This window comes from Actinomadura monticuli (assembly GCF_041463655.1).
In the GTDB taxonomy this organism is placed as follows: Bacteria; Actinomycetota; Actinomycetes; order Streptosporangiales; family Streptosporangiaceae; genus Spirillospora; species Spirillospora monticuli.
Genome location: NZ_JAXCEI010000002.1, coordinates 523,137 through 545,332, shown reverse-complemented (window position 1 = coordinate 545,332; position 22,196 = coordinate 523,137). Strand labels below are relative to the sequence as shown.

Here is a 22,196-nt window from a genome sequence, read left to right as displayed (position 1 = left end):
CGGTGGCGAAGCCTTCGGTGGAACCGGTCGCCGCCGCTGACGTGGAGTTCGACCACGAGTGCGATGTCCTGGTGGTCGGTTACGGGGCCGCCGGCGCCGCCGCGGCGTACGAGGCCGCGACGGCGGGCGCGGACGTGCTCGTCCTGGAGCGGTCGAGCGGCCCCGGCGGGACGTCCGCGCAGTCGGGCGGGGAGCTGTACCTCGGTGGCGGCACGCGGGTGCAGAAGGCGTGCGGCTTCGACGACACGCCGGACGACATGTTCGCCTTCCTCAAGGCGGCGCTCGGCCCGCACGCCGACGAGGAGAAGCTGCGGCTGTACTGCGACGGGAGCGTGGAGCACTTCGAGTGGTTCCGCGCGCGCGGCGTCCCGTTCAAGGAGACCCTGTTCGACGCGCCGGGCTGGATGCCGTACACCGAGGACGGCCTGATGTGGCTCGGCGAGAACGCCTGGCCGTACACCACCATCGCGCGGCCCGTGCCGCGCGGCCACCGCCCCGAGACGCCCATGTTCGCCGGCGGCGTCCTCATGGAGAAGCTGATCGCGGCCGTCGCCGAGGCGGGCGCGGTCACCCACCAGGACACCTACGCCACGAACCTCGTCGTGGACGGTGCCGGCCGCGTCGTCGGCGTCGTCGCGCGCACGTTCGCCGAGACGGTGGCGTACCGGGCGCGCAAGGGCGTCGTGCTCACCTCCGGCGGGTTCGTCGACAACGAGGAGATGCTCGCCGACCACGCCCCGGTCCTGCTCGGGCACGACAAGGTCAGCGACGGCACCAGCGACGGGTCCGGCATCCGGATGGCGACCGCGCTCGGCGCCGCGTCCCGCCGCATGGCCTCGGTGGAGATCGCGCTCACCGCCAACCCCGCCGTCATCTGCCGGGGCATGCTCGTGGACGGCCTCGGCCGCCGCTTCATCAACGAGGACGTCTACCCGGGCCTGTTCAGCCACCGGGCCGTCCAGCACCAGCCCGGCCCCTACTGGGCGATCATCGACGAGGCCGGCCACGACGAGATCGCCGAGGCCGACATGTGGGGCGTCCGGCCCGCGCACGCGGCGGAGACGCTCGCGGAACTGGAGGAGTCCCTCGGCCTGCCGCCCGGTTCGCTGGAGGCGACCGTCGAGACCTACAACCTGTACGCGGAGAAGGGCGAGGACCCCTACTTCCACAAGGACGCCAAGTGGCTGCGTCCCCTGAAGGGGCCGTTCGCGGCGATCGACCCGCGCGACGGGTTCTTCGGCGCGGGCAAGCACGGCGCCGGGACGGGCGCCGGCGGCTTCACCCTCGGCGGCCTGGACACCACCGTGGACGGCGAGGTCCGCAACAACTCCGGCGACGTGATCCCCGGCCTGTACGCCGCGGGCCGCACCGCCTCCGGCATCCACGGCGAGGGCTACATCAGCGGGACGTCCCTGGGCGACGGCACGTTCTTCGGCCGCCGTGCCGGGCGCGCCGCCGCGTCTGGGAAGGTTCCTGAATGAAGTACGCCGTCCTGCTCCCCGTGGCGGCGGGCGTCACCGCGGATCCCGCGTGGATCGGCGAGTACGTCCGGCACGCCGAGACCTGCGGATTCGAGTCCGTCGGCGCGGTCGAGCACGCGGTGGTGGCGAGCGCCTATTCGAGCGTCTACCCGTACGACGCGTCGGGCCGCATGGAGCTCGCCGACGACCTGGACATCCCCGACCCCCTCGACCTGCTGGCGTTCCTCGCCGGGCAGACGTCCCGGATCGGGCTCGCCACCGGCGTGCTCGTCCTGCCCAACCACCACCCGGTGGTGCTCGCCAAGCGGCTCGCCACGATCGACGCCCTGTCGGGCGGACGGCTGCGGCTCGTCGTCGGGATGGGCTGGATGCGCGAGGAGGTCGAGGCGTGCGGCGCCGACTTCGCGTCGCGGGGACGGCGCGGCGACGAGCAGCTCGAAGTGCTCCGCAAGCTCTGGGCCGACACCGCGCCCGAGGGGGCCGCGCACGACGGGGAGTTCTTCCAGTTCAAGGGGCTGATGAGCTACCCGAAGCCCGTCCAGGACGGCGGTGTGCCGATCCACGTGGGCGGCCACACCAAGGCCGCCGCGCGCCGCGCGGGCCGCTACGGCGACGGCCTCCAGCCGCTCGGCGTGGCCGGTGACGAACTGCGTTCGCTCGTCGGGCTCATGCGCGAGGAGGCCGAGAAGAACGGCCGAGACCCGGACGCGCTGGAACTGACGCTCGGCCACTCGCTGTCGGCCGTCACCCCGGAGAAGGCGGCGAAGCTGGGCGCGCTGGGGGCGGGCCGCCTCGTCCTGCGCGGCGCGCCGAGCAGGGACCTGAACGAGGCGAAGGACGAGCTGTCGGCCTGCGCCGAGCGCCTGGGCCTTGCATGACGCTGGGATTCGCGGACCGGGTCGCCCTGGGCGACCTGGTCGCCCGGTACGCGCTGCACGCCGACCGCCGCGAGATCGACGCGATGGGGGAGCTGTTCACCGAGGACGCCGTGCTCGTCCTGCCCGATGCCCCGGACGAACTCGACCCGGTCCGCACGTTCACCGGACGCTCGGAGATCGCCGCCACGCTGTCGGTGCTGAACGGCATCCCGGTCACGGTCCACGCGCTCGTGGGGCAGGTGTTCGGCGCGGGCCCGGAGCCCGGCACGGCCACCGGGGAGATCGCCTGCGTCGCCCACCACATGACCTCTCGCGAGGACGGCAAGGTGTCCGACCTCGTCTGGCACTGCCGCTACACCGACGCCTACCGGCTGGACGGCACCGCCTGGCGGATCGCCCGGCGCGAGCAGCGCATCGACTCGATCGAGACCCGTCCCGTCCGGAGGTGGCGCGGTGCGTGAGGGCACCCGGGTCAGCGTCGTCACGGGCGGCGCGCTCGGCATCGGCGGCGCGATCTCCCGCCGCCTGGCCGCCGGCGGCGACCTGGTGATCCTGAACGACATCGACGCGGACGCCGCCGCCCGCGCGCAGGCCGACATCGACGCGGCCGGCGGCCGGTGCGTCACGGTGATCGGCGACATCGTCGAGGACGAGACGGTCGAGCGGGTCGCCGCCGCCGTTCCCGGCCGGGTGAACGTCCTGGAACACACCTGGGTGCCCTTGGCCCGCTTCGGCGAACCCGACGACTACGCCGCCGTGGTCGCGTTCCTGGCTTCAGATGACGCCCGCTTCGTCACCGGCCACACGATCCCGGTGGACGGCGGCACCCTCGCCGCGTCCGGCTGGTTCGTCCGCGCCGACGACCAGGGCTGGACGAACCGCCCCCACCGCGCCTAGGGAGTACCGATGCCCGCGCTCCAGGACGACCGCCCCGACCACGAGATCACGTTCGCCGAACTGGTCGCCGCCCGCGCGGACGACGACCGTCCCGCCCTGAACTTCGAGGACGCGTCCTGGACGTGGCGCGAGGTCATCGAGGAGGCCCGCCGCCGCGCGACCTTGGCTCGTGCGGCGGGCGGACATGCCGGTCTCTTCCTGGAGAACGGCCCGGAGCACCTGTTCTGGCTGCTGGGCGCCGCCCTGGCCGGCGTCCCGGTCGTCGAGCTGAACCCGACTCGGCGAGGCGCCGAACTGGCGCGCGACATCACCCACACCGACTGCGCGCTGCTGGTCACGGAGACGAGCCGCGCCCCGTTGCTGGACGGTCTGGCGGACGTCCCGACGCTGACGATCGACACCGCCGCCTACACCGAACGCCTGGCGACGGCCTCGTTGGCGGACGTCCGGCCCGTGTCCCCGAAGACGATCTTCTCCCTGGTCTTCACGTCGGGGACGACATCGGCCCCCAAGGCGGTGATCTGCACCCAGGGCCGCCTCGGCCGGATAGCCGTCCAGCAACGCGACCGCCGAGGCTTGACCGGTGACGACGTGTTCTACGTGGTCATGCCGATGTTCCACTCGAACGCCCTGATGGCGGGCATCGCCCCGGCCGTGGCGACGGGCGGCCGCATGGCCCTCCGCCGCAAGTTCTCGGCCTCCGGCTTCCTCCCGGACGTCCGCCGCTACGGCGTCACGTTCTTCAACTACGTCGGCAAGCCCCTCAACTACATCCTGGCCACCCCCGAGAAGCCGGACGACGCCGACAACACCCTCCGCATAGCCTTCGGGAACGAGGCGAACGAACGCGACATCGCCGACTTCTCGCGCCGCTTCGGCTGCACGGTCATCGACTCGTACGGCTCCAGCGAAGGCGAGATCCGCCTGAACCGCGTCCCGGGCACACCGCCGGGCTCCCTGGGCGTGGCCGAGCCGGGCACCCTGGTCATCGACCCGGACACCCTCCAGGAGTGCCCCCGCGCCGGATTCGACGCCCACGGCACGCTCCTCAACGCGGAAGAGGCGATCGGCGAGATCGTCGACACCAACGGGGCGGCCAAGTTCGAGGGCTACTACAACAACCCGGAAGCGACGGCGAAGCGCGTCCGCAACAACTGGACATGGTCAGGCGACCTCGCCTACCGCGACGCCGACGGCTACTGGTACTTCGCCGGCCGCAACGACGACTGGCTGCGCGTGGACGGCGAGAACTTCGCCGCGGCCCCCATCGAACGCCTCCTGGCCCGCTACGAACCCTTCACAGAGATAGCCGTCTACGCCGTCCCGGACGCCCACGTAGGCGACCAGGTGATGGCGGCGGTGTCGCTGCCACCGAACGAGACGTTCGACCCGGCCTCCTTCACCGCCTTCCTGAAGGCCCAGCCGGACCTGGGCACCAAGTGGACCCCCCGCTACATCCGCATAGTGGACGCCCTACCGCGCACCCCCACGAACAAGGTGATCAAACGCCCCCTGCGCGAAGCGGCCCTCAACACCCCGGACCCGATCTACGAGCACCGCAACGACACCTACGAACCCCGTCCCTCCTAACGCCGCAGGATGCCCCCGGCCCTCTGCCTGGATGGACGATCGCGGGAGCCCGACGAGTGCTCATCCAGCGAGCCTCTGCGGAGTGCCGTCCCCTTCAAGGAGGATCAACACGCCGCCGCCCAACGGACGAGGCCGCGCGAGGATGGGGGCATGTATTGCCTTGAGGCGGTCGTAGCCACCGAACCCGTGCTCCGCGAACTGGCCGCCGGTGTTCCCGAGGCGCGTGTGGTTCTCCTCGGCCAGCATCTCTCGCTCCTGCCGATGACCAACGCTCTGTTCGACGCGGTCACGGTCGCCGGAGCACCCGAACTCGCCGGGTTCTGGAAGGCGCCCGCAGGTCTCGGTCGCGTGCTGGCCGCATGCTCGGCGACAGGACCGGCGGCCTACATCGAGGCCGACTACTTCGGCGGGACGGGGACGCAGTCAGCGCAGGTCTGGGACGCGGGAAAGGTGGTCCTCGGCCCCCTGCACCTGGGCGAGCAGGAAACGTTCGCGGCCGGCGGCAGCCCGATCTCCCAGGCACTCCGACGACTCGGGGCCGCCAGGGGCGACCACATCGACGAGTTCGACGCCGTCGGCCTCGGCCGTCACCGCCACACCGACGACTGGCTACCGCCCACGAGTTGACCGTCCGCGACGACCGTGACGCCGCGCGAGCGGCCCAGGCGAAGAGCGCGTTCGGCGTGGACCCCTCGGCACTCGTGATCTACGGCGCCCGCGAACTGGCGCGCGCGGACGGACTCGGCAACGTCACTTTCGAGCCGGCCGACGCACAAGTTCACCGCTTCCCGCCAGAGCGCTTCGACCTGGTGATGCCCGGATGCGGCACGGTGTTCTCAGACGGCCCCGTGACCGCCCTCTCGAACCACAACAGCACCTGTGAACTTCAGGATTCGTCATCCAGTCCCGGAATGACGGCAAAGGACGTCATTCTCCGAAGAGATCGCCTGGTACCCCTGATGTCCAGGTCTCCTGTTGCGGTGACGTGAAGCCCATTCGCGTGTGCCCTCACGGCTTCGTTGTACTCGGGCTCGCCGAGTTCGACTCGGTATCTCCGAGCCACGCCGGAATCGTCGGCCACCCCTTGAATGACCGCTTCTCCGCGTCCAAATCCGCCCTCGCGGAACAGCCGGACGATGAGCCCGGTGACGGTGACACCGGCCCTGGGCTGTCTTGTCCGCAGGTAATCGGCGGCTTCGCCGAGGATCCGCTGCTGCCCCGGCGTGACCCGTAGGAGGGCGGGCTCTGTAGATCCGCCGGCCAATGGTGATTGAGCGAAGCGCATCTGGTAGATGTCATGGTCCGGTCCGCCCAAGGAACTCAGAGCGGCCAGTTCTGTGGCGTTGGGGGCGTCCGGGGTGAATTCGCCGAAAGAGGAGATCGGCAGGTTTCCCTCGCTGACCTCCTCTGCCAGTTGCTGCGCCTTCCGCGTGCTCGCCAGCATCCGGTTCGTCACCTTCCGGCCGAAAGGTTGCGGCGGGACTTCGACCAGCGCGTCCTGGCCCGGCGGAATCGACTCGCCCGACTCGTCCGAGTAGATGTCCGCCAGTGGCAGGGCCAGCGACAGGACGAAGCTTCCCTGCTGGGTGGACAGCCTCGCCTGGGACGCATACGCCTCCGCGCGCTGTGGCCGCCGTGGAGGGAGGACCAGTGAGTTGGAATCCAGCGAGGCCGCCGCGGCCACCACGAAGTTCTTGATCGCGGAAATCGCGGAATGGGCGAGCAGCAGTGGTGCCTCGCCCGGCGGGGCATCCGGGGTCAGGCGGACGGCGATGTTATCCGCTCCGCCGAACTTGATGTCATCGGCTATCTCTTCCGGGAGACGTCGCTCGACGAAGGAGAGCGTTTTGAGTGCGTCCGCCACGCGATCCGCGTAGTCGCGAACGCGCTGGCTTGTCGGCAGCACGACGCGGATACTGTCATGTGCGCCGGGACGTGGCCGCCACATGCTGGTCCGATCGTCGGTGTCTTCAGCAATCCAGCCGGAATTCGTCAGGTAATTCGTGACCGCCGCGAGGTCTGGCACGTTCGCGACCGCTGCACCGGAAGAGTCCGCGCGACTCACGGCTGCTCCCAGACGTTGATGGGGGGAACGGGAGTCGATCGTCGAATTCCGTGCGTTTTGAGCAATCTGTGCAACCCTGGCTGATCCAGAGTATTTCCGAAAGGAAGGTGTATTGCCTGACTTGTCCCGTTCCTTGAGGGCTCCATGCCCTCAAGTGAGATCCACGCCCCGCGACCGCGGAGGAGCGTTCCCTCGCTGTGAAGGCGCACGTTCTCACCTTCCTTGGGAACGCCGATTACCGCAAGGACCCTACCAACGGCATGGTCGGTACGCCGGAGCGCATCGTACGTTTCAAGATCCAGATCGTAACCAAAGTCGCCGGACCTCAGCCGTCTCAACTCGATGGTCGTCTTGACCTGCACGTTCACCGTCGGGAAGTACGTCCCGAGGCCGGTTCCCGGATACACGAGCTGCACGTCCGCCTTCTGGAGGTCCACCGTGGTCGGCCGACCGTGGAGGAGACCGCACCCGGCGGCGACCGCCTCCAGCCAGGCTTCTCCGAAATCGCCCTGGAAGGTGTTCTGGTCTTGATCTCGCACAAGTGCCGATTGTGCCGCATCCAGTAGCGGAGTGTGGCCGTATGAGAACTCTGTGTTTCATGGTCGTGGCCGCGTGGTCTTGGGGTACCTCCCGGTTGAGAGTTTCTCTGGGTGGGTGTCGTGTGCGGTGGTGGGGCGATCGTCTTGTAGGTGAGCGGTTGTCGGTCAGAGGAGGTGAGGGGTGTGTCGGACGAGGACGGGAAGTGGGCGGCGCATCGGGCGTTGGTGGATCGGGTGCTGGGCGGGGACGGGCGGGCGTCCGCGGAGGAGCGGGCGCGGGCCTTCCACAATGACGGGCTGTCGCCGCCCTTGGACGTGCTGGTCGGCAAGGTCGTCGACAGCCCGGCTCAGGTCACGGACGCGGACGTGGCCGCGGTGACGGCGGCGGGGTGCACCGAGGACCAGGTCTTCGAGCTGGTGGTGTGCGCCGCGGTCGGCCAGTCGGCCCGGCTGTACGAGGCGGGGCTGGCGGCTCTGGCCGAGGCGACCGGGGAAGGCGGGCCGGATCATGCGGCTTGACATTCTCAACCACGGTTACAGGGCGCGGGCCAAGGTGTTGTTCGCGGTCATCCGGCTGTTCTCCGGGCATCCGGTGCCGGACGCCGCCAGGCTGGTGTTCTACCGGCCCGATTTCTACGGCGATCGGGCCAAGGAGTTCACGCATGAGGCGATGCGCGGGCCGTCCGACTGGTCGGTGGGGGACCGGGAGTTGATGGCGGCCTATGTGTCCAAGGTGAACGAGACCGAGTTCTGCGTCGGCGCGCATACGGCGACCGCGAGCCGGGCCTATCAGGACGGGACGCGCGTCACGGCTGTACTGGACGACCTGGAATCGGCGCCCGTCGGGGAGCCGTTGCGCGCGACGCTGGGGATGCTCGGGAAGCTGACCCGGGAGGGGAGCGTCAGCGCGGACGACATGCGGGACGTGCTGGCGGTCGGGGTCTCGCCTCGGCAGGTCCGGGACGCGCTGGCGGTCTGCGCCGCCTTCAATGTCACCGACCGGCTCGCCGATGCGTTCGGGTTCGAACTGCTCACCCCGGAGGGTTTCGACGCGGGGGCCAAATACCTGCTCAAAAGGGGTTACCGGTAGCCGGGTCGCCGGCCTTCCGCCTTCCGCACGTGTCCGCCGCCGCATTGCACGGCAGACATTCGGCCCGTTCGTATGGAAAAGTTCGGTGTTGATCATCGGCGGGTGCGGGAGGGCGTGCGGGTGTCCGGCGGGAAAGCGAAGCCGCTCGAGGCGGGTGATCCGAAACGGATCGGTGAGTACCGGCTGCTGGCGCGGCTGGGGGCGGGCGGGATGGGGCGGGTCTACCTGGGCCGCTCCAAAGGCGGACGGGTGGTCGCGGTCAAGGTCATCCATCCGCACCTCGCCGAGGACGCGCAGTTCCGGCGGCGGTTCGAGCAGGAGGTCGCGGCGGCGCGGCGGGTCGGGGGCATCCACACCGCGCAGGTGGTGGACGCCGACACCGGCGCCGAGCCGCCCTGGCTCGTGACCGAGTACATCGCCGGTCCGTCGCTGCACGAGGCCGTCGGGGAGCATGGCGCGTTCTCCGCGGAGGCGGTGGCGGGGCTCGGCGCGGGGCTCGCGGAAGGACTGCTGGCGATCCACGAGCGGGGCGTCGTCCACCGGGACCTCAAGCCCGGGAACGTGCTGCTCGCCCAGGACGGCCCCCGCATCATCGACTTCGGCATCGCCCGCGCGCTGGACGCCACGTCGCAGACCACCCGCACCAGCGTGGTGGGCACGCCCGGGTTCATGTCGCCCGAGCAACTGCGGGGACGCGAGGTCGGGCCGGCCAGCGACGTGTTCTGCCTGGCCGCCGTGCTGGCCTTCGCCGCCACCGGCCGGCGGCCGTTCGGGGAGGGGCCGATCGAGGCCCTCGGCTACCGGGTCGTCAACGAGGAGCCCGACCTGGCCGGCGTGCCGGAGTCGCTGCGCCCGCTGATCGCGGACGGCCTGGCGAAGGATCCGGACGACCGGCCCGGCCTCCACGCGTTCCTCGAACGCTGCTCGGCGGTCGTCCAGGGCGGGGACCCGCCGCTGCCGGAGCCCGTCACCACGATGATCGCCACGCGGGTGGCGGAGACGGAGGTGCTGGCGCCGCCGCGGGAGGGGGGCACCCCGCGGGTCCCGGCGCTCGGGCGGCTGAAGCTCACGGCGGCCGCGGCGGTGGGCGTCCTGCTGGTCGCCTTCGCCGTCTGGGCCGTCGCGGACGGCGGGGACGAGCCCGCCGCCCCCGACGCCGCCGTCCAGGTGACCACCACGTCGGCGTCCGCCGCCCCCCGGACGTCCCCGCCTCAGATGTCCGACAGCCCGAGTGCGTCCGAGTCCGCCGCTCCCAGCCCCGATCCGACGCGGAGGGCGTTCGAGAAGATCTCGGCCGGCGACTGCCTGGACGCCCACCACGACGAGTCCGGCGACTGGAACAGGAGCAGGCCGCGGGCGGTCGCCTGCGGCCGCTCGGACGCCTACCTCAAGGTCTACAAGGTGGCCGTCGACACCGCCGGCTGCAGGAACGGGAGCCCCGGCGACCTGGACGGCGAACTGTGGTGGAGCCATGGTGAGGAAGGGAACGAGATCGTCCTCTGCGTGCGGCGGCAGTTCCGTCCGGGCGAGTGCCTGCTGGCCACGGAGGGCGCGGAGGAGAATACGGTCGCCGTCAGCAACAGCGACCTGATGACCGTGTGGCCGTGCGGGGAGGCCGCTCCGGGCGGGTACGACTTCGTCCTCCGGGTCACCGCGTTCACCGGCGGCGCCTGCCCGTCCGGCGGCAGGAGGGTCTCCTGGGACCTCGGCAGCCGCACCCTCTGCACCCGCATCGTCTGAGGGGCCCGCCCCGGCGGGCGGTTGTGATCAACATCAAGAGGTGCCGTTGTCCTGCGATGATGCGGTGGTTTGTCGGTTGACGTCGCAATCGTGGTGGTGCACGTTTGATGCCGCATTTAGACTCCTCATGATCGGGGAGGCGCGATGGGAGAACTGCGGGTCAGCGAGGCCGATCTGCGCAAGGCGGCGGCCCGGCTCGGACAGGCCATCGACCAGATGGACCAGGATCTCGCCGCGTTCAAGGGCGAGCTGTCCGGCTTCGGGCAGCCCTGGGGCGGCGACGACATCGGGATGCTGATCGGCGCCTGCTACCAGGGCGCGTACGACCTCGCGATGGAGTGCTACGACAGCAACCTCGACGAGCTGGACGGCTTCGCCGAGGACCTCGAGGAGATGGCCGACAACTACAAGGACGCGGAAGACCTCTCCGAGATCGAGGTCAACCGGGTCAGGGAGATCCTCGGCTGATGGGGTTGCAGCTTCCGGGGGAGTTGATCTCCCTCCTCGGCATGCTCGGCTACACGTGGCCGGAGGCGGACGAGACCAAGCTGTTCGAGATGGGGCAGCGCTGGGTGGACTTCGGCGGGACGCTGTCCTCGCGCGTCGGCGAGTCCGGCGGCGCGGCGCAGGCCGTGCACGCCGCCGGCACGGGCCAGGGCTTCGAGGCGTTCCAGCACGCGTGGACCGCTCCCGAGGCGCCGGACTCGCTGCTGCGCGAGGCCGTCACCGGCACGACCGTCGTCGGGATCGGGCTGATCGTGGCCGCCGCGATCGTGCTCGCGCTCAAGATCAGCGTGATCGTCCAGCTGGTGATCCTCGCGATCCAGATCGCGCAGGCGATCGCGACCGCGGCGGTGACCTTCGGCGCCTCGCTGGCGGAGATCCCGATCTTCAAGGAGATCGCCGGGCTGATCATCGACCAGCTCATCGGGATGGCGCTCGACAAGATCCTGGGCGGCTGAGGCGCGGCATGGGACGTGGAAAACGGGGCAGGGCGCGGCGGAACACCAACCGGGGCCGCGGCGCCGCCAGGGGCATGTTCAAGAAGATGGGCCTGCAGGACCTGATGAAGCCCGCGCCGGGCCGCCGCCGGCCCCAGGGGGCCAGTCCGCGGCCGCGGGTCGGGACGCCGAACAACCGCAAGTTCGACGGCCTGGTGAACCGCGCCCGCACCCTGAAGGCGCGGGTCGGCAAGCGCAAGAACGTCGCGACGTCCGACTACGAGGTCTTCCCGCCCGGACGGGGCAGGGAGCGCGGGCAGATCGACACGGTGAGCGGCCGGGGCAACCAGGCGGACAAGGGCTTCACCGACACCGACCGCTCCGGGGACGACCGGCTGCCGAACTACAAGACCGACAACCACGACCGCAGTTTCGACTCGGAGAAGAAGATTTACGAGGACTTCTCCCGGAAATTCCCCGATACGCGCACGAGCGGTCGTATCACCATCTACACCGAACGCCATCCCTGCGACGGATGCTCCATGTCCACCCAGGATTTCCTGCGCCGCTATCCCAATATGAACGTGGACATCGTCTACACCTACCGGGACGTCGACGGCGGCGCCCCGACGATCGGCACGCAGAACAAGTTCCCCGGCGACCACGTGAACAACAGGGTCACCACCCACCACTACACGCGCGGAGCGAGGTAGTCTGCCGAAGATGAGCCGCAAACGCGACCGGGCGGCGCCGGACGCCCTCGACCCGCGGCGCTTCACGATCGCCGAGTACCGGCGGCAGGTGCTCGCGCGGCGGCGGGTGCTGCCGGGTGAGCTGGCCGGATGCTCGCCCGGCGAGATCGACACCCTCATGTACACGCAGCAGGTCGGCCGGGTGCCGTGGCTGTACCGGGAGTTCCTCGGCGCCATGGGAAAGAACCCGCACCCGCTCATGGGAACCGTCGAGTGGTCCTATCCCGACCTGCGCCAGGCCAAGGACGAGGTCATCGGGGATCTGCGCTCCGACGGCGTCGACACGTCCTTTCTCGATGACGCGCTGGTGATCGGTCTCGGCTCCGGTCATTTCATCTTCTACATTCCCGGCGCGAGCACCGCACCGGACGATCCGCCGGTATGGACGACCAGCGACGGAAGTGACCGGAAGCAGATCCATGCGACGTTCCGCGAATTCCTGCTGTCCATTCTGGACGGCGACGGCCACCCAGTGGAGATCAAGTGAGCGATGACGGGTTCTCGGTCGCCCGGTTCCGCGACCGGCTGGTCGCCGAGGGGCTGGCGAACGCGCAGGACTTCCTCGGGTGCTCGGACGAGGAGATCGGCGCCGTGGTGCGGGCGCAGCGGGTCATCGCGCTGCCCGCGCTCTACCGGGACTTCCTCGCCGTGATGGGGAAGCGCCCCTACCCGCTCATGCAGGGCACCGACTGGGCCTACCAGGACCTCCTCGAACTGCGCCAGGACGCGGCCGAGCTGCTCCGGGAGAACGACGTCGACGAGGCCCTGCTCGACGACGCCCTGGTCATCGCGATGCACCAGGGATACGTCCTGTACTACATCCCGCACGCGTCGACCGCACCGGCCGACCCGCCGGTGTGGACGTACGTCGAGGGCGAGGAGCCGCGGCAGTCGTTCGGCACGTTCCGCGAGTTCCTCGTCTCCCTTGAGGTCATGCGCCGCCGCGAGATCGCGACCTACCGCGACCTGGAGGCGTCGGGGCGGTTCAGCATGACGCGGGTCGAGGACGACGGCTGAGATGGACGGCAACGTCGTCACCGCCGACCTGAAGGCCGGCGGTGTGCGGGACTCGTTCGACGCCGCGACCGGTGAGACGGCGCGCGCGGCCTCGCCCCGCTTCGCCGTTCCCGCGCGGGACGCCGGCCACGCCGAGTACCTCGTCCTGGAGGCCGCGGCCGCCCGGGTCGCCAACCGGCGGGCCAAGGGCTTCCTGCGCATGTACAGCGAGCACTACCCGTGCCCGTCGTGCCGCGACGCGATGCAGCAGTTCCTGCGGGCCTACCCGCGGATGAGCATCGAGCTGGGCTACAGCCGCGGCGAGCCGGAGGAGTTCGCGCCCGACCCGGTCAACCCGAGGATCGAGTTGACCCTGGTCGAGGCGTGACGGTCACGGGGACGGCGGCGTGCCGCCGCTCCGGGCGCCGATGCGGGTCATCAGGTCGTCCAGGCTCTGCGTGAACGCCGCCATCTGCCGCAGGCCCTGGTCCTGGGCGTCGCGCAGCCGCTCGGCGAGGACGTCGGGGTCGATCGCGGTGTCGGCGGCCTGCGACCTGGCGCGCAGCTCGCGCAGCGCGGCGTTGACGGCGGACTTCAGCTCCTCCGCCAGCTCCTCGGACGGCATCCGCAAGGCCCGCGGGTCGAGTTCCACCGACGTCAGCTCCCCGCCGGCGCCGGCGACGACCCGGACCTTGCCCTCGGCGCCCTCGCCGCGTCCCTCCATCTCCTCGGCGCCCGGCGGACGCGTCGCACCCCCGCGGATCTGATCGAGGAGACCGCGCGTCTCGCTCAGCATCCGGTCGAACTCGTTGATATCCGCCATTCCGCCTTCCTCGGTCGTCGGCCGAGATCACCCTATTGCCGTCCGGGCGGCGTCCGCTCGCGGAGGGCGGCCCGTCCGTCAGGTCAGGAGGACCGCCTTGCCCCGGCCGTGGCCGGTGGCCACCTCGCGGTGCGCGTCGGCGGCGCGTTCCAGCGGGAACGCCGCGCGCACATGGATGCGCAGGCGGCCCTCGTCGTAGAAGCGGGCGGCCTCGGCCACGCGGGACGCCGACCGCTTCTCGGGCGGGGTCGTCCGGACGCCGAGTCCGGCGGCGCGGTCGTGGTCGACCAGCGTGACGATGCGGGAGCGGTCCTCGACCAGGTTGAGGGACACGTCCAGCGCGTGGCCGCCGGCGCCGTCGAGCGCGGCGTCGACGCCGTCCGGGGCGAGGTCGCGGACGCGCTCCTCCAGACCCTCCCCGTAGGCGACGGGTGTCGCGCCGATCGAGCGCAGGTAGTCGTGGTTGGCCTCGCGCGCCGTGCCGATGACCGCCGCCCCGGCGATGCGGGCGAGCTGCACGGCGACCGTCCCGACCGCGCCCGCCGCCGCGTGGACGAGCAGCGTGTCGCCCGGCCCGACCCTCATCTCCTCCAGCGCGATGTGCGGGGTCATGACGGCGGCGGGGAAGCCGCCCGCCACGTCCCACGGCATGCCGGCGGGCTTGGCCGTCACCGCCTCTGCCGGGACGACGACGTACTCGGCGTAGGCGTTGAGGCGGCAGTTGCCGAGCACCTCGTCCCCCGGACGGACGGTCGTGACGCCCGCGCCCACCCCGTCCACGACGCCCGCGAACTCGTTCCCCGGCACGCGCGGGAAGCCCTCCGGCGTGCCGGGCGGCGTCCACCCCTCCCGGACGGCCAGGTCGAACGGCTGCACCCCGGCCGCCGCCACCCGGACCCGCACGTCGCCGGGGCCCGTCCGCGGCACGGGGACCTCCAACACCTTCAGCACGTCCGGTCCGCCCGGCTCGGTGAATCCCGCGACCCGCATGAGATCGTCCCCCTTCGTCGTCGATCAGGAGGAACGCTAAGACCTCAACCAAACCTGAGGTCAATTCGTCACCGTTAGGATGCCCGGAATGAGCCGTATTTTCAGCCGTTTCTTGGACGGTGCCGTCTGCGCGTTCGAGCCCGTCGCGGATGGACCGCTGGAGCCGGTGGCGATATTCCACGCGGGCGTCGAGGAAGTGTGCGCACACTCGGTCGCGCCCGATCTGAAGCGCGCCGTCTACGCGACTCGGCACGCGGTCGTCTGCGTCGGACGGGACGCCGGCGAACAATGGCGGTACGAGCTGCGACCGCGGTCCGGCGAACGGTACGGGCACCGGCCGGCTTGCGCCTTCTCGCTGGACGGCGCGGAGGTGTGGGTGTACCGGCCGGACGCGATGGCGGGGCGAGGCCCGACTGACCGGTGGGTCGTCCTCGACGCGGGATCGGGGGAGGTCAGGGGGGAGGCCGCCCTGGAGACCGCCGGCCACGGCGGGGAGCATTTCCGGCACATCAGCGGAACCTGCGTTCTGCTCGACGTGGGGGAGGGACAGGACGGCACCGTCATCTACCGGGGCGCGCTCACCGGGGAGGGGCTCGAACTGCACCGCTATCCGTGGGGCGACCGCTGCCTGATCGATTTCGCCCCGGACGGGGCGCGTTTCATGACCGTGAACCACGACCAGGGCGATGTGGCCTTCCATGACTTTCCCGGCGGCGGCGTCCTGCTGCGCCTGCCGCTCGACGCCTTCGGGCATGACGCCGACGATGCGTCCGTGGAGTGGAGCGGCGGTTACCTGGAGGCGGACACGGTGATCGTCACGGTCGGCGGGGAGACCGAAGACGGGGAGGACTGGCACCGCCACTACCGGGTCGATCCGTCCGACGGAAACGTCCTCGGGCCCTTCGACGCGGGCTCGCAGCACGCCTATGACGTCGAGCCCCTCGGGGACGGCTCCTGGCTGGTGTCCGACGGCGCTGGCCGCCCGGTACGGACGAGAGCGCGCCGCTAAGTCGCGAAAGCCTCGATCGCGGACCAGACGGCAGTGGGTTGCTCTTCCTGGGCGAAGTGGCCCGCGTCCCGGATGGTCGCGGTCGTGAGGTTCTCGACTCCGGCCTTGCGGAAGCCCGCCGCGTAGGCCGAGATGTCGCCGCCCTCGCCGTCCCCCCGCAGGTAGAGCACGGGTGTGGTGGTCGGGTCCGTGAGCGCGGCGTTGTCCTTCGCGTCCTGGGGGAAGGCGCGGTAGAGGTCGAAACCGGCGGTCAGCGCGGTGTCGCTCTCGTACGCGGCCACGTGGGCGGCCCGCGACTCGGGGGTGATCCTGGACGGGTCCACCGACAGCACGTCGTAGAAGTACTCGAAGTACTCGGCCTGCCGCCCTCGCACGAGGGTCTCGGGCAGGGAGGGAACCGCGTGCAGCCCGAAATGCCAGATGTAGGGGTTCCGCAGGACGTCGTTCCACGGGTCGACCCCGGGGATCACCGTGTTCATGATCACCACGCGGTCCACCTCGTACCGGCGCAGGCATGCGTAGGCGATCATGCCGCCCGCGTCGTGGCCGACGAGCGTGAGACCGGTCAGGCCGAGCCGCTCCACCAGCGCGTGGACGACCGCGGCCAGCTCGCGCTTCGAGCCGCCCGCCGCGCCGGTCGACTCGCCCGTGCCGGGGAGGTCGATCGCGATCAGGCGCGCCCCGGGCGGCGCGGCGAGCATGACGCCCCGCCACGTCCGCCACGACTCCGGCCAGCCGTGCAGGAACAGGTACGGCCGGCCGGAGGGATCGCCCGACTCCGCGACGTGCAGCGACAGGCCGGCGACGGGGACGTGGGCATGCTGGATCGGCATGCCCCCTGTCTAGCGCGTGCCTAGGACGGTTCCGGCAGCATCCGCTTCATGGCCTCGTGCGCGCCCAGGACCTTCCGGTCGCGCGGGAAGCCCGCGCGCTTCTGCGCCGCCTCGTAGTTGCCGCCCGCGACCCAGACCGGGCCGTCCTTCAGGTGTTCCAGGCCCTCGCGGGCGATGTCGTCGGGTTCGGCGACGTTGAGGCCCGGCATGTCCATGTTGAGTCCGGCGCGTTCCATCGCCGGGGTGCGGGTCACGCCGAGGACGAGTTCCAGGACGTCCACCCCGTGCTCGCGCATCTCCAGCCACAGCCCCTCGGCGAACACCCGCCCGAAGGACTTGACCGCCGAGTAGATGCTGATCTGCGCCTGCCCCATGTACCCGGCGAGCGACCCGACCAGCAGCAGGCCGCCGCGTCCCCGCCCCTTCATCAGCGCGCCGAAGTGGTGCGTGAACGCGAGCTGCGCGGTGATGTTCAGGTCGATGACGCCCTGGAAGCGTTCCAGGTCGCCGGTGACGAACTCGTGGCCGTAGCTGTTCGCGCCCGCGTTGAAGACCAGCAGGCCGACGTCCAGGCCGTCGGTGACCTCGCGGACCCTCTTCAGCGGGTCGGGGGAGACCAGGTCCAGTTCCAGCGTGCGGACCTCCACCCCCTTCGCCCGGACGGCCGCGGCGGTCTCCGCCAGCGGGCCGGGCTTGCGGGCGATCAGCACCAGGTTCAGGCCCGCGTCGGCGAGCCGGTGGGCGAACGCGGCGCCGACCCCCTCCGAGCCGCCGGCGATGACGGCCCACGGGCCATACTCGTCGATCATTGTTCTCCGTCCAGGTCCGGGGTCCAGGCGACGCCGTTGATGTGCGAGCCGCCGTCCGCGAACAGGGTGTTTCCGGTCAGGTAGCGGGCGCCCTCGGACGCGAGGAACACCGCCACCGGTGCGATGTCGGTCTCCGGGTCGCCGAGGCGGCCCATCGGGTTGGCGCGGTCGGCGGCGGCCTCGATCTCCGGATGCTCGGCCGCCATCCGCCGGAACGCCGCGCTCTTGGCGCCCGGGCAGATCGCGTTGACGACCACCCCGGCCGGCGCCCATTCGCGGGCGGCCGTGCGGGTCAGCGTCCGGAGCGCCTCCTTGGCCGAGTTGTACTCCAGGGTCCCCATGTGGGCGTTGACCCCGTTGAGGGAGCACATGTTGACGACGCGCCCCCACCCCCGCGCCTTCATGTGGGGGAACGCGGCCTGCATCGCCCACAGCGGGCCGTAGTAGCCCATGGCGAAACCGCGGGCGAGCTGCTCGTCGGTCTTGTGCTCGACGCGGCCGACGGTCCCGGCGCCCCAGGCGTTGTTGACGAGGACGTCGACCGAGCCCCACGTCTCGACGGCCGCCGCGACCATGGCCTCGACCTGCGCCCGGTCGGTCACGTCCGTCCGGACGAAGCGGGCGTTCTCCCCGATCTCGGCGGCCACCGCCGCGCCGGTCTCCGCGTTCAGCTCCGCCACGACGACGCGGGCGCCCTCCGCGGCGAACCGGCGGGCGACGCCGCGTCCGATGCCGTCGCCCGCCCCGGTCACGACCGCGACGCGCCCCGCCAGCGCGCCCGCCGCGACGGTCACTCGACCACCTTGATGGCGCCGGTCAGCGCCGCCTCCTGGATCGCCGAGCGCAGCGCCGGGCACGTGTCGTGCGGATGCTCGATGCCCACGCACGCGGCCCTGGCCGCGGCGTTCCACTGGATGCTCGTCTGCTCCCAGCTCGACTTGCGCACCAGCACCTGCGCGGCGCAGCGGCGGCAGGCGACCGGGAGCAGCGGGCCGTCCAGGAGGCGCTCGTCCTGACGGGACGTCACGCCGGGGCCTCCGCGGCGTCCAGGCGGGCGAGGTTCTCCTCGACCTCCTTCTTCCACGACTCCACCGGCCGGGTCGTGTCGATCTCGAACTCGAACCGGTCGGTCATCTCCGGCTGCACGTCGGCGACGTCCACGTAGAACTGCTGGTACCAGCGGCGCAGCTGGTAGACGGGCCCGTCCTCCTCGCACAGCAGCGGGTTGTCGATGCGGGTCTTGTTCTTCCAGATCTCGACGTCCTGCTGGAAGCCGAGCAGGATGAACTCCGACAGCTTCTGCGCCGTCGCCTCGGCCGCCTCCGCCGGCAGCTTGTCGCTGTGCTGCACGATGATCCCCGAGTGCAGCGAGAACGAGTTCTCGTCGATCGGGTAGTGGCAGTTGATCAGCACCGAGTTCAGGTCGTACCCCTCGTAGTGGTACGTCAGCTCGTCGATCATGAAGGAGGGGCCGTGGTAGGACGCGACGGAGGTGTTGCCGAGCATCCGCGGCCCGCCCCCGCCGCCGCCCCCCTCGCGCTGCCGGCGGGAGTCCTCGCGGGTCACGCCCTTCATGATCTGGGTGGCGGTCTGCTTCTCGAAGATGTTCTTGAAGTACGTCGGGAACGACTGGTGGATGTAGAAGAAGTGCGCCATGTCGACGACGTTGTCGATGACCTCGCGGGCGTTGGTGTGGACGATCTGCTCCGTCCAGCGCCAGTCGGTCCAGTCGTCGCGGGTGGCGCCCGCGATCAGCGGGATCGTCACGTCCTCCGGCGGCTTGTTGCCCTCCGGGTCGTTCCAGACGAACAGCAGCCGGTCCTGCTCCATCGTCGGCCACGAGGCGGTGCGGGCGCGCAGCGGGACGCGGCGTGAGTACGGGATCTGCTTGCAGCGGCCGTCGCCGCCCCAACGCCAGTCGTGGAACGGGCAGGCGATCTCGTTGCCCTTGACCGTGCCCTGGGAGAGGTCGCCGCCCATGTGCCGGCAGTAGCCGTCGAGGACGTTCGTCTTCCCGTCCGCACCGGTGAAGACCACGAGCTTCTGCCCGAACGCGTGGACCGTGTGGGGCTTGCCGTCCTTGTACTTCTCGGCCAGCCCGAGGCAGTGCCACCCCCGGGCGAAACGGGAGGAGATCGCCTCCGCCTCGATGGCGCGGACGGCGTCCGACTCGGTTGCGGTCACGGTGGATCATCCCTTCAACGATGGATGGGTGATTCGAACGTTAGGTCGCAGGTCACCGTCCCGACCGGCGAGTCCCGGTGGCCGGGACGCACGGCCCCGCGGCGACACGGCAGCATGGTCTCCTGCAAGGGCCGTAATAGGGAAGACGGGAGCAGGGATGAGCAACGAGGTCCTGGAAGCCGTGCGCGGGCTGCTGCCGGGCATCGCCGAGCGGGCCCGGTCCGTCGACGAGAAGGGGAGCATCCCCGCGGAGACGATCCGCGAGCTGTCCGCCGCCGGCGTGTTCCGGATGCTCCAGCCCGCCCGGTACGGCGGCGCCGAGGACGACCCGGTCGCCTTCTTCGAGGTCGTCCGGGAGATCTCCGGGGCCTGCGGCTCGACCGGCTGGGTCGCCGCGATCCTCGGCGTCCACTCCTGGCACCTCGGCCTGTTCCCGGACGAGGCGCAGCGGGAGGTGTGGGGCGCCGGCCCCGACACGCTGATCTCCTCCTCGTACTCGCCCATCGGCCGCCTCACCCCGGTGGAGGGCGGCTACGAGCTGAGCGGCCACTGGTCGTTCTCGTCCGGTGTCGAGTTCGCGTCCTGGGCCCTGCTCGGCGCCCTGGTCGTCGGCGCGGAGGGGCGCCCGGTCGACTTCATGACGGTGCTCGTCCCCGCCCAGGACTACGAGATCCGCGAGGTGTGGGACTCGATGGGCCTGCGCGGCACCGCCAGCGACGACATCGTCGTGGAGGGCGCGTTCGTCCCGTCCCACCGGGCGATGCGCAACTTCGAGCAGGCCCAGCTCCGCAACCCGGGCCGCAAGGTCAACGGCGGCCCCCTGTACCGGATGCCGTTCGGCACCATCTTCACCAGCACCGTCACCGCCAGCGTCATCGGCATGGCGGCGGGCTGCCACGAGCGGTACGTGACCCGCATGCGCGACCGGATCCGGCTCAGCCTCGGCGGCGGCCGCTTCGTCGAGGACCCGCACGCCCAGGTCGCCGTCGCCCGCGCCGCGTCCGAGATCGACGCCGCGATCCTGCAGACGGACCGCAACGTCCGGGAGATCCACGAGTACGCGGCCCGCAACGAGAAGATCCCGATGGAGCTGCGGCTGCGCGCCCGCCGCGACCAGGTGCGCGGCACCGAGCGCGCCATCGAGGCGATCGACATCCTCTTCAAGACCGCCGGCGGCAACTCCCTGCACCGCGGCAACGTCATCGAACGCGCCTGGCGCGACGCCCACGCGGGCAGCGTGCACGTGGCGAACGACGTGGAGCACGCCCTGTCGATGTGGGGCCGCGGCGTCTTCGGCCTGAAGGTCGAGGACAACCTGGTCTGAATCCGGCGCACGCCCCCTAGGAGAGGCGTGCGCCGGATACCCGCCGGGAGGCCCCCTTCAGGAGGACCTTCAGGAGTTGGTGCGCGCGGCGGGGCGGTGGTGGTGGAGGTGCCGGAGCGCCTTCGCGAACGCCCGCGCGTGCGCGGCCTCGTCCCCGGCGATCTCCGTGAAGAGCGCCGCGGCCTTGAGGTTCCCCTCGGCCCGCGCGGTGCGGGCGAAGCCCGGATACATCTTCGTGGCCTCGTAGGTCTCGCCGGCGATGCTCCGGCGCAGGTTGTCCGCGGTGCTGTGGACGAATCCGGCGAGCACCGCCTCCCCGGCGAAGTGCTCGGTCAGCTCCACCGCGGCGGCGCGCCGGAACAGCTCGGCCACCTTGGGGTGGCGGGCCTTCGCGTGCTCGGCGTACAGCGTGTACTTGGCGTTCGCGAACGCCTCGCCGCGCATCGCGGTCTCCAGGTTGCGGAGCGTCCGCTTCGACCGCACCTTCGGCTTGCCCGCGACGACCTTGACGGGTTCGGCCATGAGCCCGGCGGGGACGTCCCCGCGGTGGTGCGTGACGGCGTACAGCGCCTTGGTGAAGTCGCGGGCGTGCCGGGCCTCGTCGCGGGCGATCTCGCTGAACAGGCGGGCGGCGTTGTAGTCCTTGTCCTCCCGCGCCTCCCGGGCGAACCGCGGGTACATGCGCGTCGCCTCCTCCCGCTCGCCCGCGATGCTCTCGCGCAGGTTCGACGCGTCGTCGCGGACGAAGCCGATGAGCCGGGCCTCCTGGGTGAAGTGGTCGTGGAGTTCGGTCCGCGCGGCATCGTCGAACAGGCGGCGCACCTTGTCCAGGCGCTCGTACCCGGCCTGCTTGGCGTAGAAGTGGTAGCTCGCGTGCGCCATGGCCTCACCGTGCATCGCGGTGAGCGTGTTCTCCCGGGTCTTAGGGTGGTTCTCCGTGGCGGACGCGGCCTGCGATGGGATCGCCGCCCCGATCATCATCGCCGCCGCGCAGGCGATACCGGCGCAGGTCCGGGTGAGCCCCGATGCGGTCATCCTCTGCCCCTCCTCGATCGTGCGACCGGCGACAGAACCGCCACCGGTCACGCAATGAACACATTCGACTACAGTGTGTGTATAACACTGGTCGCATGCGCTACCCGGAACAGACCGCGATTCGGTCAAGGCGGACGGCGAATCGGCCGCGAGGAGGCGCCCATCCGGTGCCGGCGGGCGCGTGGCCCCGTCCGGTCGGGGGACGGGGCCGCGCGCTCCC

At 70.9% G+C, this 22,196-nt stretch carries 28 protein-coding genes; 17 read left to right on the top strand and 11 right to left on the bottom strand.

Features of this window, described 5'->3' with window-relative positions; all coding sequences use genetic code 11:
• Window positions 1–2: 2 nt before the first annotated feature.
• The 5 genes from SM611_RS06050 to SM611_RS06030 are packed head-to-tail and all read left to right on the top strand — an operon-like array spanning window position 3 to window position 4,846.
• Window positions 3–1,481 carry an FAD-dependent oxidoreductase gene (locus tag SM611_RS06050; protein WP_371947874.1) on the top strand — a complete coding sequence of 493 codons (1,479 nt, stop codon included), beginning with the start codon at window positions 3–5 and terminating at the stop codon, window positions 1,479–1,481.
• Window positions 1,478–2,359 (top strand): LLM class F420-dependent oxidoreductase, encoded by an 882-nt coding sequence (locus SM611_RS06045; RefSeq protein ID WP_371947872.1) that lies wholly within the window; start codon window positions 1,478–1,480, stop codon window positions 2,357–2,359. Before SM611_RS06050 ends, SM611_RS06045 begins: the two co-directional genes overlap by 4 nt.
• The gene (locus SM611_RS06040; RefSeq protein ID WP_371947871.1) at window positions 2,356–2,820 is read left to right on the top strand and encodes a nuclear transport factor 2 family protein; all 465 of its coding nucleotides are present in this window, start codon (window positions 2,356–2,358) and stop codon (window positions 2,818–2,820) included. Before SM611_RS06045 ends, SM611_RS06040 begins: the two co-directional genes overlap by 4 nt.
• Window positions 2,813–3,256, top strand: coding sequence for an SDR family oxidoreductase (locus tag SM611_RS06035; RefSeq protein WP_371947869.1), 444 nt, complete (start codon window positions 2,813–2,815; stop codon window positions 3,254–3,256). Before SM611_RS06040 ends, SM611_RS06035 begins: the two co-directional genes overlap by 8 nt.
• Before the next feature lie 9 nt (window positions 3,257–3,265).
• Window positions 3,266–4,846, top strand: a complete 1,581-nt coding sequence (locus tag SM611_RS06030) for an AMP-binding protein (RefSeq protein WP_371947868.1) — start codon at window positions 3,266–3,268, stop codon at window positions 4,844–4,846.
• Between the two features lie 60 nt (window positions 4,847–4,906).
• On the opposite strand, the gene SM611_RS06025 is transcribed toward SM611_RS06030, so the two are convergent.
• Complete coding sequence (locus tag SM611_RS06025) at window positions 4,907–5,092, bottom strand: hypothetical protein (RefSeq protein WP_371947867.1); 186 nt, start codon at window positions 5,090–5,092, stop codon at window positions 4,907–4,909.
• A gap of 15 nt (window positions 5,093–5,107) precedes the next feature.
• Between SM611_RS06025 and SM611_RS06020 the strand changes: the two genes are divergently transcribed.
• On the top strand, window positions 5,108–5,473 hold the full coding sequence (locus SM611_RS06020; protein ID WP_371947866.1) for a hypothetical protein: 366 nt from the start codon (window positions 5,108–5,110) through the stop codon (window positions 5,471–5,473).
• A 259-nt stretch (window positions 5,474–5,732) separates the two neighbouring features.
• On the opposite strand, the gene SM611_RS06015 is transcribed toward SM611_RS06020, so the two are convergent.
• Both SM611_RS06015 and SM611_RS06010 read right to left on the bottom strand, forming a co-directional pair.
• Window positions 5,733–6,911 carry a hypothetical protein gene (locus SM611_RS06015; protein WP_371947865.1) on the bottom strand — a complete coding sequence of 393 codons (1,179 nt, stop codon included), beginning with the start codon at window positions 6,909–6,911 and terminating at the stop codon, window positions 5,733–5,735.
• Window positions 6,908–7,450: a DUF4365 domain-containing protein gene (locus tag SM611_RS06010; protein ID WP_371947864.1), complete on the bottom strand. Its 543-nt coding sequence runs from the start codon at window positions 7,448–7,450 to the stop codon at window positions 6,908–6,910. The genes SM611_RS06015 and SM611_RS06010 overlap by 4 nt, the downstream gene beginning before the upstream one ends.
• A gap of 183 nt (window positions 7,451–7,633) precedes the next feature.
• On the opposite strand from SM611_RS06010, the gene SM611_RS06005 reads away from it, so the two are divergent.
• The 9 genes from SM611_RS06005 to SM611_RS05965 all read left to right on the top strand — a co-directional run bounded on the left by SM611_RS06005 (window position 7,634) and on the right by SM611_RS05965 (window position 13,357).
• Window positions 7,634–7,969 carry a hypothetical protein gene (locus SM611_RS06005; RefSeq protein WP_371947863.1) on the top strand — a complete coding sequence of 112 codons (336 nt, stop codon included), beginning with the start codon at window positions 7,634–7,636 and terminating at the stop codon, window positions 7,967–7,969.
• Window positions 7,959–8,540 carry a carboxymuconolactone decarboxylase family protein gene (locus SM611_RS06000; protein WP_371947862.1) on the top strand — a complete coding sequence of 194 codons (582 nt, stop codon included), beginning with the start codon at window positions 7,959–7,961 and terminating at the stop codon, window positions 8,538–8,540. Before SM611_RS06005 ends, SM611_RS06000 begins: the two co-directional genes overlap by 11 nt.
• 102 nt (window positions 8,541–8,642) lie before the next feature.
• Window positions 8,643–10,280 (top strand): serine/threonine-protein kinase, encoded by a 1,638-nt coding sequence (locus SM611_RS05995; RefSeq protein ID WP_371947861.1) that lies wholly within the window; start codon window positions 8,643–8,645, stop codon window positions 10,278–10,280.
• A 144-nt stretch (window positions 10,281–10,424) separates the two neighbouring features.
• On the top strand, window positions 10,425–10,748 hold the full coding sequence (locus SM611_RS05990; protein WP_371947860.1) for a WXG100 family type VII secretion target: 324 nt from the start codon (window positions 10,425–10,427) through the stop codon (window positions 10,746–10,748).
• Window positions 10,748–11,242 (top strand): WXG100-like domain-containing protein, encoded by a 495-nt coding sequence (locus tag SM611_RS05985; RefSeq protein WP_371947859.1) that lies wholly within the window; start codon window positions 10,748–10,750, stop codon window positions 11,240–11,242. Before SM611_RS05990 ends, SM611_RS05985 begins: the two co-directional genes overlap by 1 nt.
• Before the next feature lie 8 nt (window positions 11,243–11,250).
• Window positions 11,251–11,934 carry a deaminase domain-containing protein gene (locus tag SM611_RS05980; RefSeq protein ID WP_371947858.1) on the top strand — a complete coding sequence of 228 codons (684 nt, stop codon included), beginning with the start codon at window positions 11,251–11,253 and terminating at the stop codon, window positions 11,932–11,934.
• Between the two features lie 10 nt (window positions 11,935–11,944).
• On the top strand, window positions 11,945–12,460 hold the full coding sequence (locus SM611_RS05975; RefSeq protein WP_371947856.1) for a hypothetical protein: 516 nt from the start codon (window positions 11,945–11,947) through the stop codon (window positions 12,458–12,460).
• A complete protein-coding gene (locus tag SM611_RS05970) occupies window positions 12,457–12,990 on the top strand; it encodes an SMI1/KNR4 family protein (RefSeq protein WP_371947855.1) in 534 nt (177 codons plus the stop codon). Before SM611_RS05975 ends, SM611_RS05970 begins: the two co-directional genes overlap by 4 nt.
• Window position 12,991: 1 nt before the next feature.
• Entirely contained in the window at window positions 12,992–13,357 is a 366-nt protein-coding gene (locus SM611_RS05965; RefSeq protein ID WP_371947854.1) for a deaminase domain-containing protein, read from the top strand.
• A gap of 3 nt (window positions 13,358–13,360) precedes the next feature.
• On the opposite strand, the gene SM611_RS05960 is transcribed toward SM611_RS05965, so the two are convergent.
• Both SM611_RS05960 and SM611_RS05955 read right to left on the bottom strand, forming a co-directional pair.
• Complete coding sequence (locus tag SM611_RS05960) at window positions 13,361–13,792, bottom strand: YbaB/EbfC family nucleoid-associated protein (RefSeq protein ID WP_371947852.1); 432 nt, start codon at window positions 13,790–13,792, stop codon at window positions 13,361–13,363.
• A gap of 78 nt (window positions 13,793–13,870) precedes the next feature.
• Complete coding sequence (locus SM611_RS05955) at window positions 13,871–14,782, bottom strand: NADP-dependent oxidoreductase (protein WP_371947850.1); 912 nt, start codon at window positions 14,780–14,782, stop codon at window positions 13,871–13,873.
• A gap of 88 nt (window positions 14,783–14,870) precedes the next feature.
• Here SM611_RS05955 and SM611_RS05950 point away from each other — a divergent pair, with 88 nt between their 5' ends.
• Window positions 14,871–15,791: a hypothetical protein gene (locus SM611_RS05950; protein ID WP_371947849.1), complete on the top strand. Its 921-nt coding sequence runs from the start codon at window positions 14,871–14,873 to the stop codon at window positions 15,789–15,791.
• On the opposite strand, the gene SM611_RS05945 is transcribed toward SM611_RS05950, so the two are convergent.
• Genes SM611_RS05945 through SM611_RS05925 form a run of 5 tightly spaced genes read right to left on the bottom strand, consistent with a single transcriptional unit; the run spans window position 15,788 to window position 19,617 of the window.
• On the bottom strand, window positions 15,788–16,624 hold the full coding sequence (locus tag SM611_RS05945) for an alpha/beta fold hydrolase (protein ID WP_371947848.1): 837 nt from the start codon (window positions 16,622–16,624) through the stop codon (window positions 15,788–15,790). The two genes, SM611_RS05950 and SM611_RS05945, sit on opposite strands and share 4 nt — an antisense overlap.
• Window positions 16,625–16,644: 20 nt before the next feature.
• Complete coding sequence (locus SM611_RS05940; protein ID WP_371947846.1) at window positions 16,645–17,433, bottom strand: SDR family NAD(P)-dependent oxidoreductase; 789 nt, start codon at window positions 17,431–17,433, stop codon at window positions 16,645–16,647.
• Window positions 17,430–18,227, bottom strand: a complete 798-nt coding sequence (locus tag SM611_RS05935) for an SDR family NAD(P)-dependent oxidoreductase (RefSeq protein ID WP_371947844.1) — start codon at window positions 18,225–18,227, stop codon at window positions 17,430–17,432. The genes SM611_RS05940 and SM611_RS05935 overlap by 4 nt, the downstream gene beginning before the upstream one ends.
• Complete coding sequence (locus tag SM611_RS05930; RefSeq protein WP_371947842.1) at window positions 18,224–18,460, bottom strand: ferredoxin; 237 nt, start codon at window positions 18,458–18,460, stop codon at window positions 18,224–18,226. The genes SM611_RS05935 and SM611_RS05930 overlap by 4 nt, the downstream gene beginning before the upstream one ends.
• Window positions 18,457–19,617: a 3-ketosteroid-9-alpha-monooxygenase, oxygenase component gene (locus SM611_RS05925; protein ID WP_371947841.1), complete on the bottom strand. Its 1,161-nt coding sequence runs from the start codon at window positions 19,615–19,617 to the stop codon at window positions 18,457–18,459. Before SM611_RS05925 ends, SM611_RS05930 begins: the two co-directional genes overlap by 4 nt.
• 157 nt (window positions 19,618–19,774) lie before the next feature.
• Between SM611_RS05925 and hsaA the strand changes: the two genes are divergently transcribed.
• The gene (gene hsaA / locus SM611_RS05920; RefSeq protein WP_371947839.1) at window positions 19,775–20,941 is read left to right on the top strand and encodes a 3-hydroxy-9,10-secoandrosta-1,3,5(10)-triene-9,17-dione monooxygenase oxygenase subunit; all 1,167 of its coding nucleotides are present in this window, start codon (window positions 19,775–19,777) and stop codon (window positions 20,939–20,941) included.
• A gap of 69 nt (window positions 20,942–21,010) precedes the next feature.
• Here hsaA and SM611_RS05915 read toward each other — a convergent pair whose 3' ends face one another.
• Window positions 21,011–21,976 (bottom strand): ferritin family protein, encoded by a 966-nt coding sequence (locus tag SM611_RS05915; RefSeq protein ID WP_371947837.1) that lies wholly within the window; start codon window positions 21,974–21,976, stop codon window positions 21,011–21,013.
• Between the last annotated feature and the right edge of the window lie 220 nt (window positions 21,977–22,196).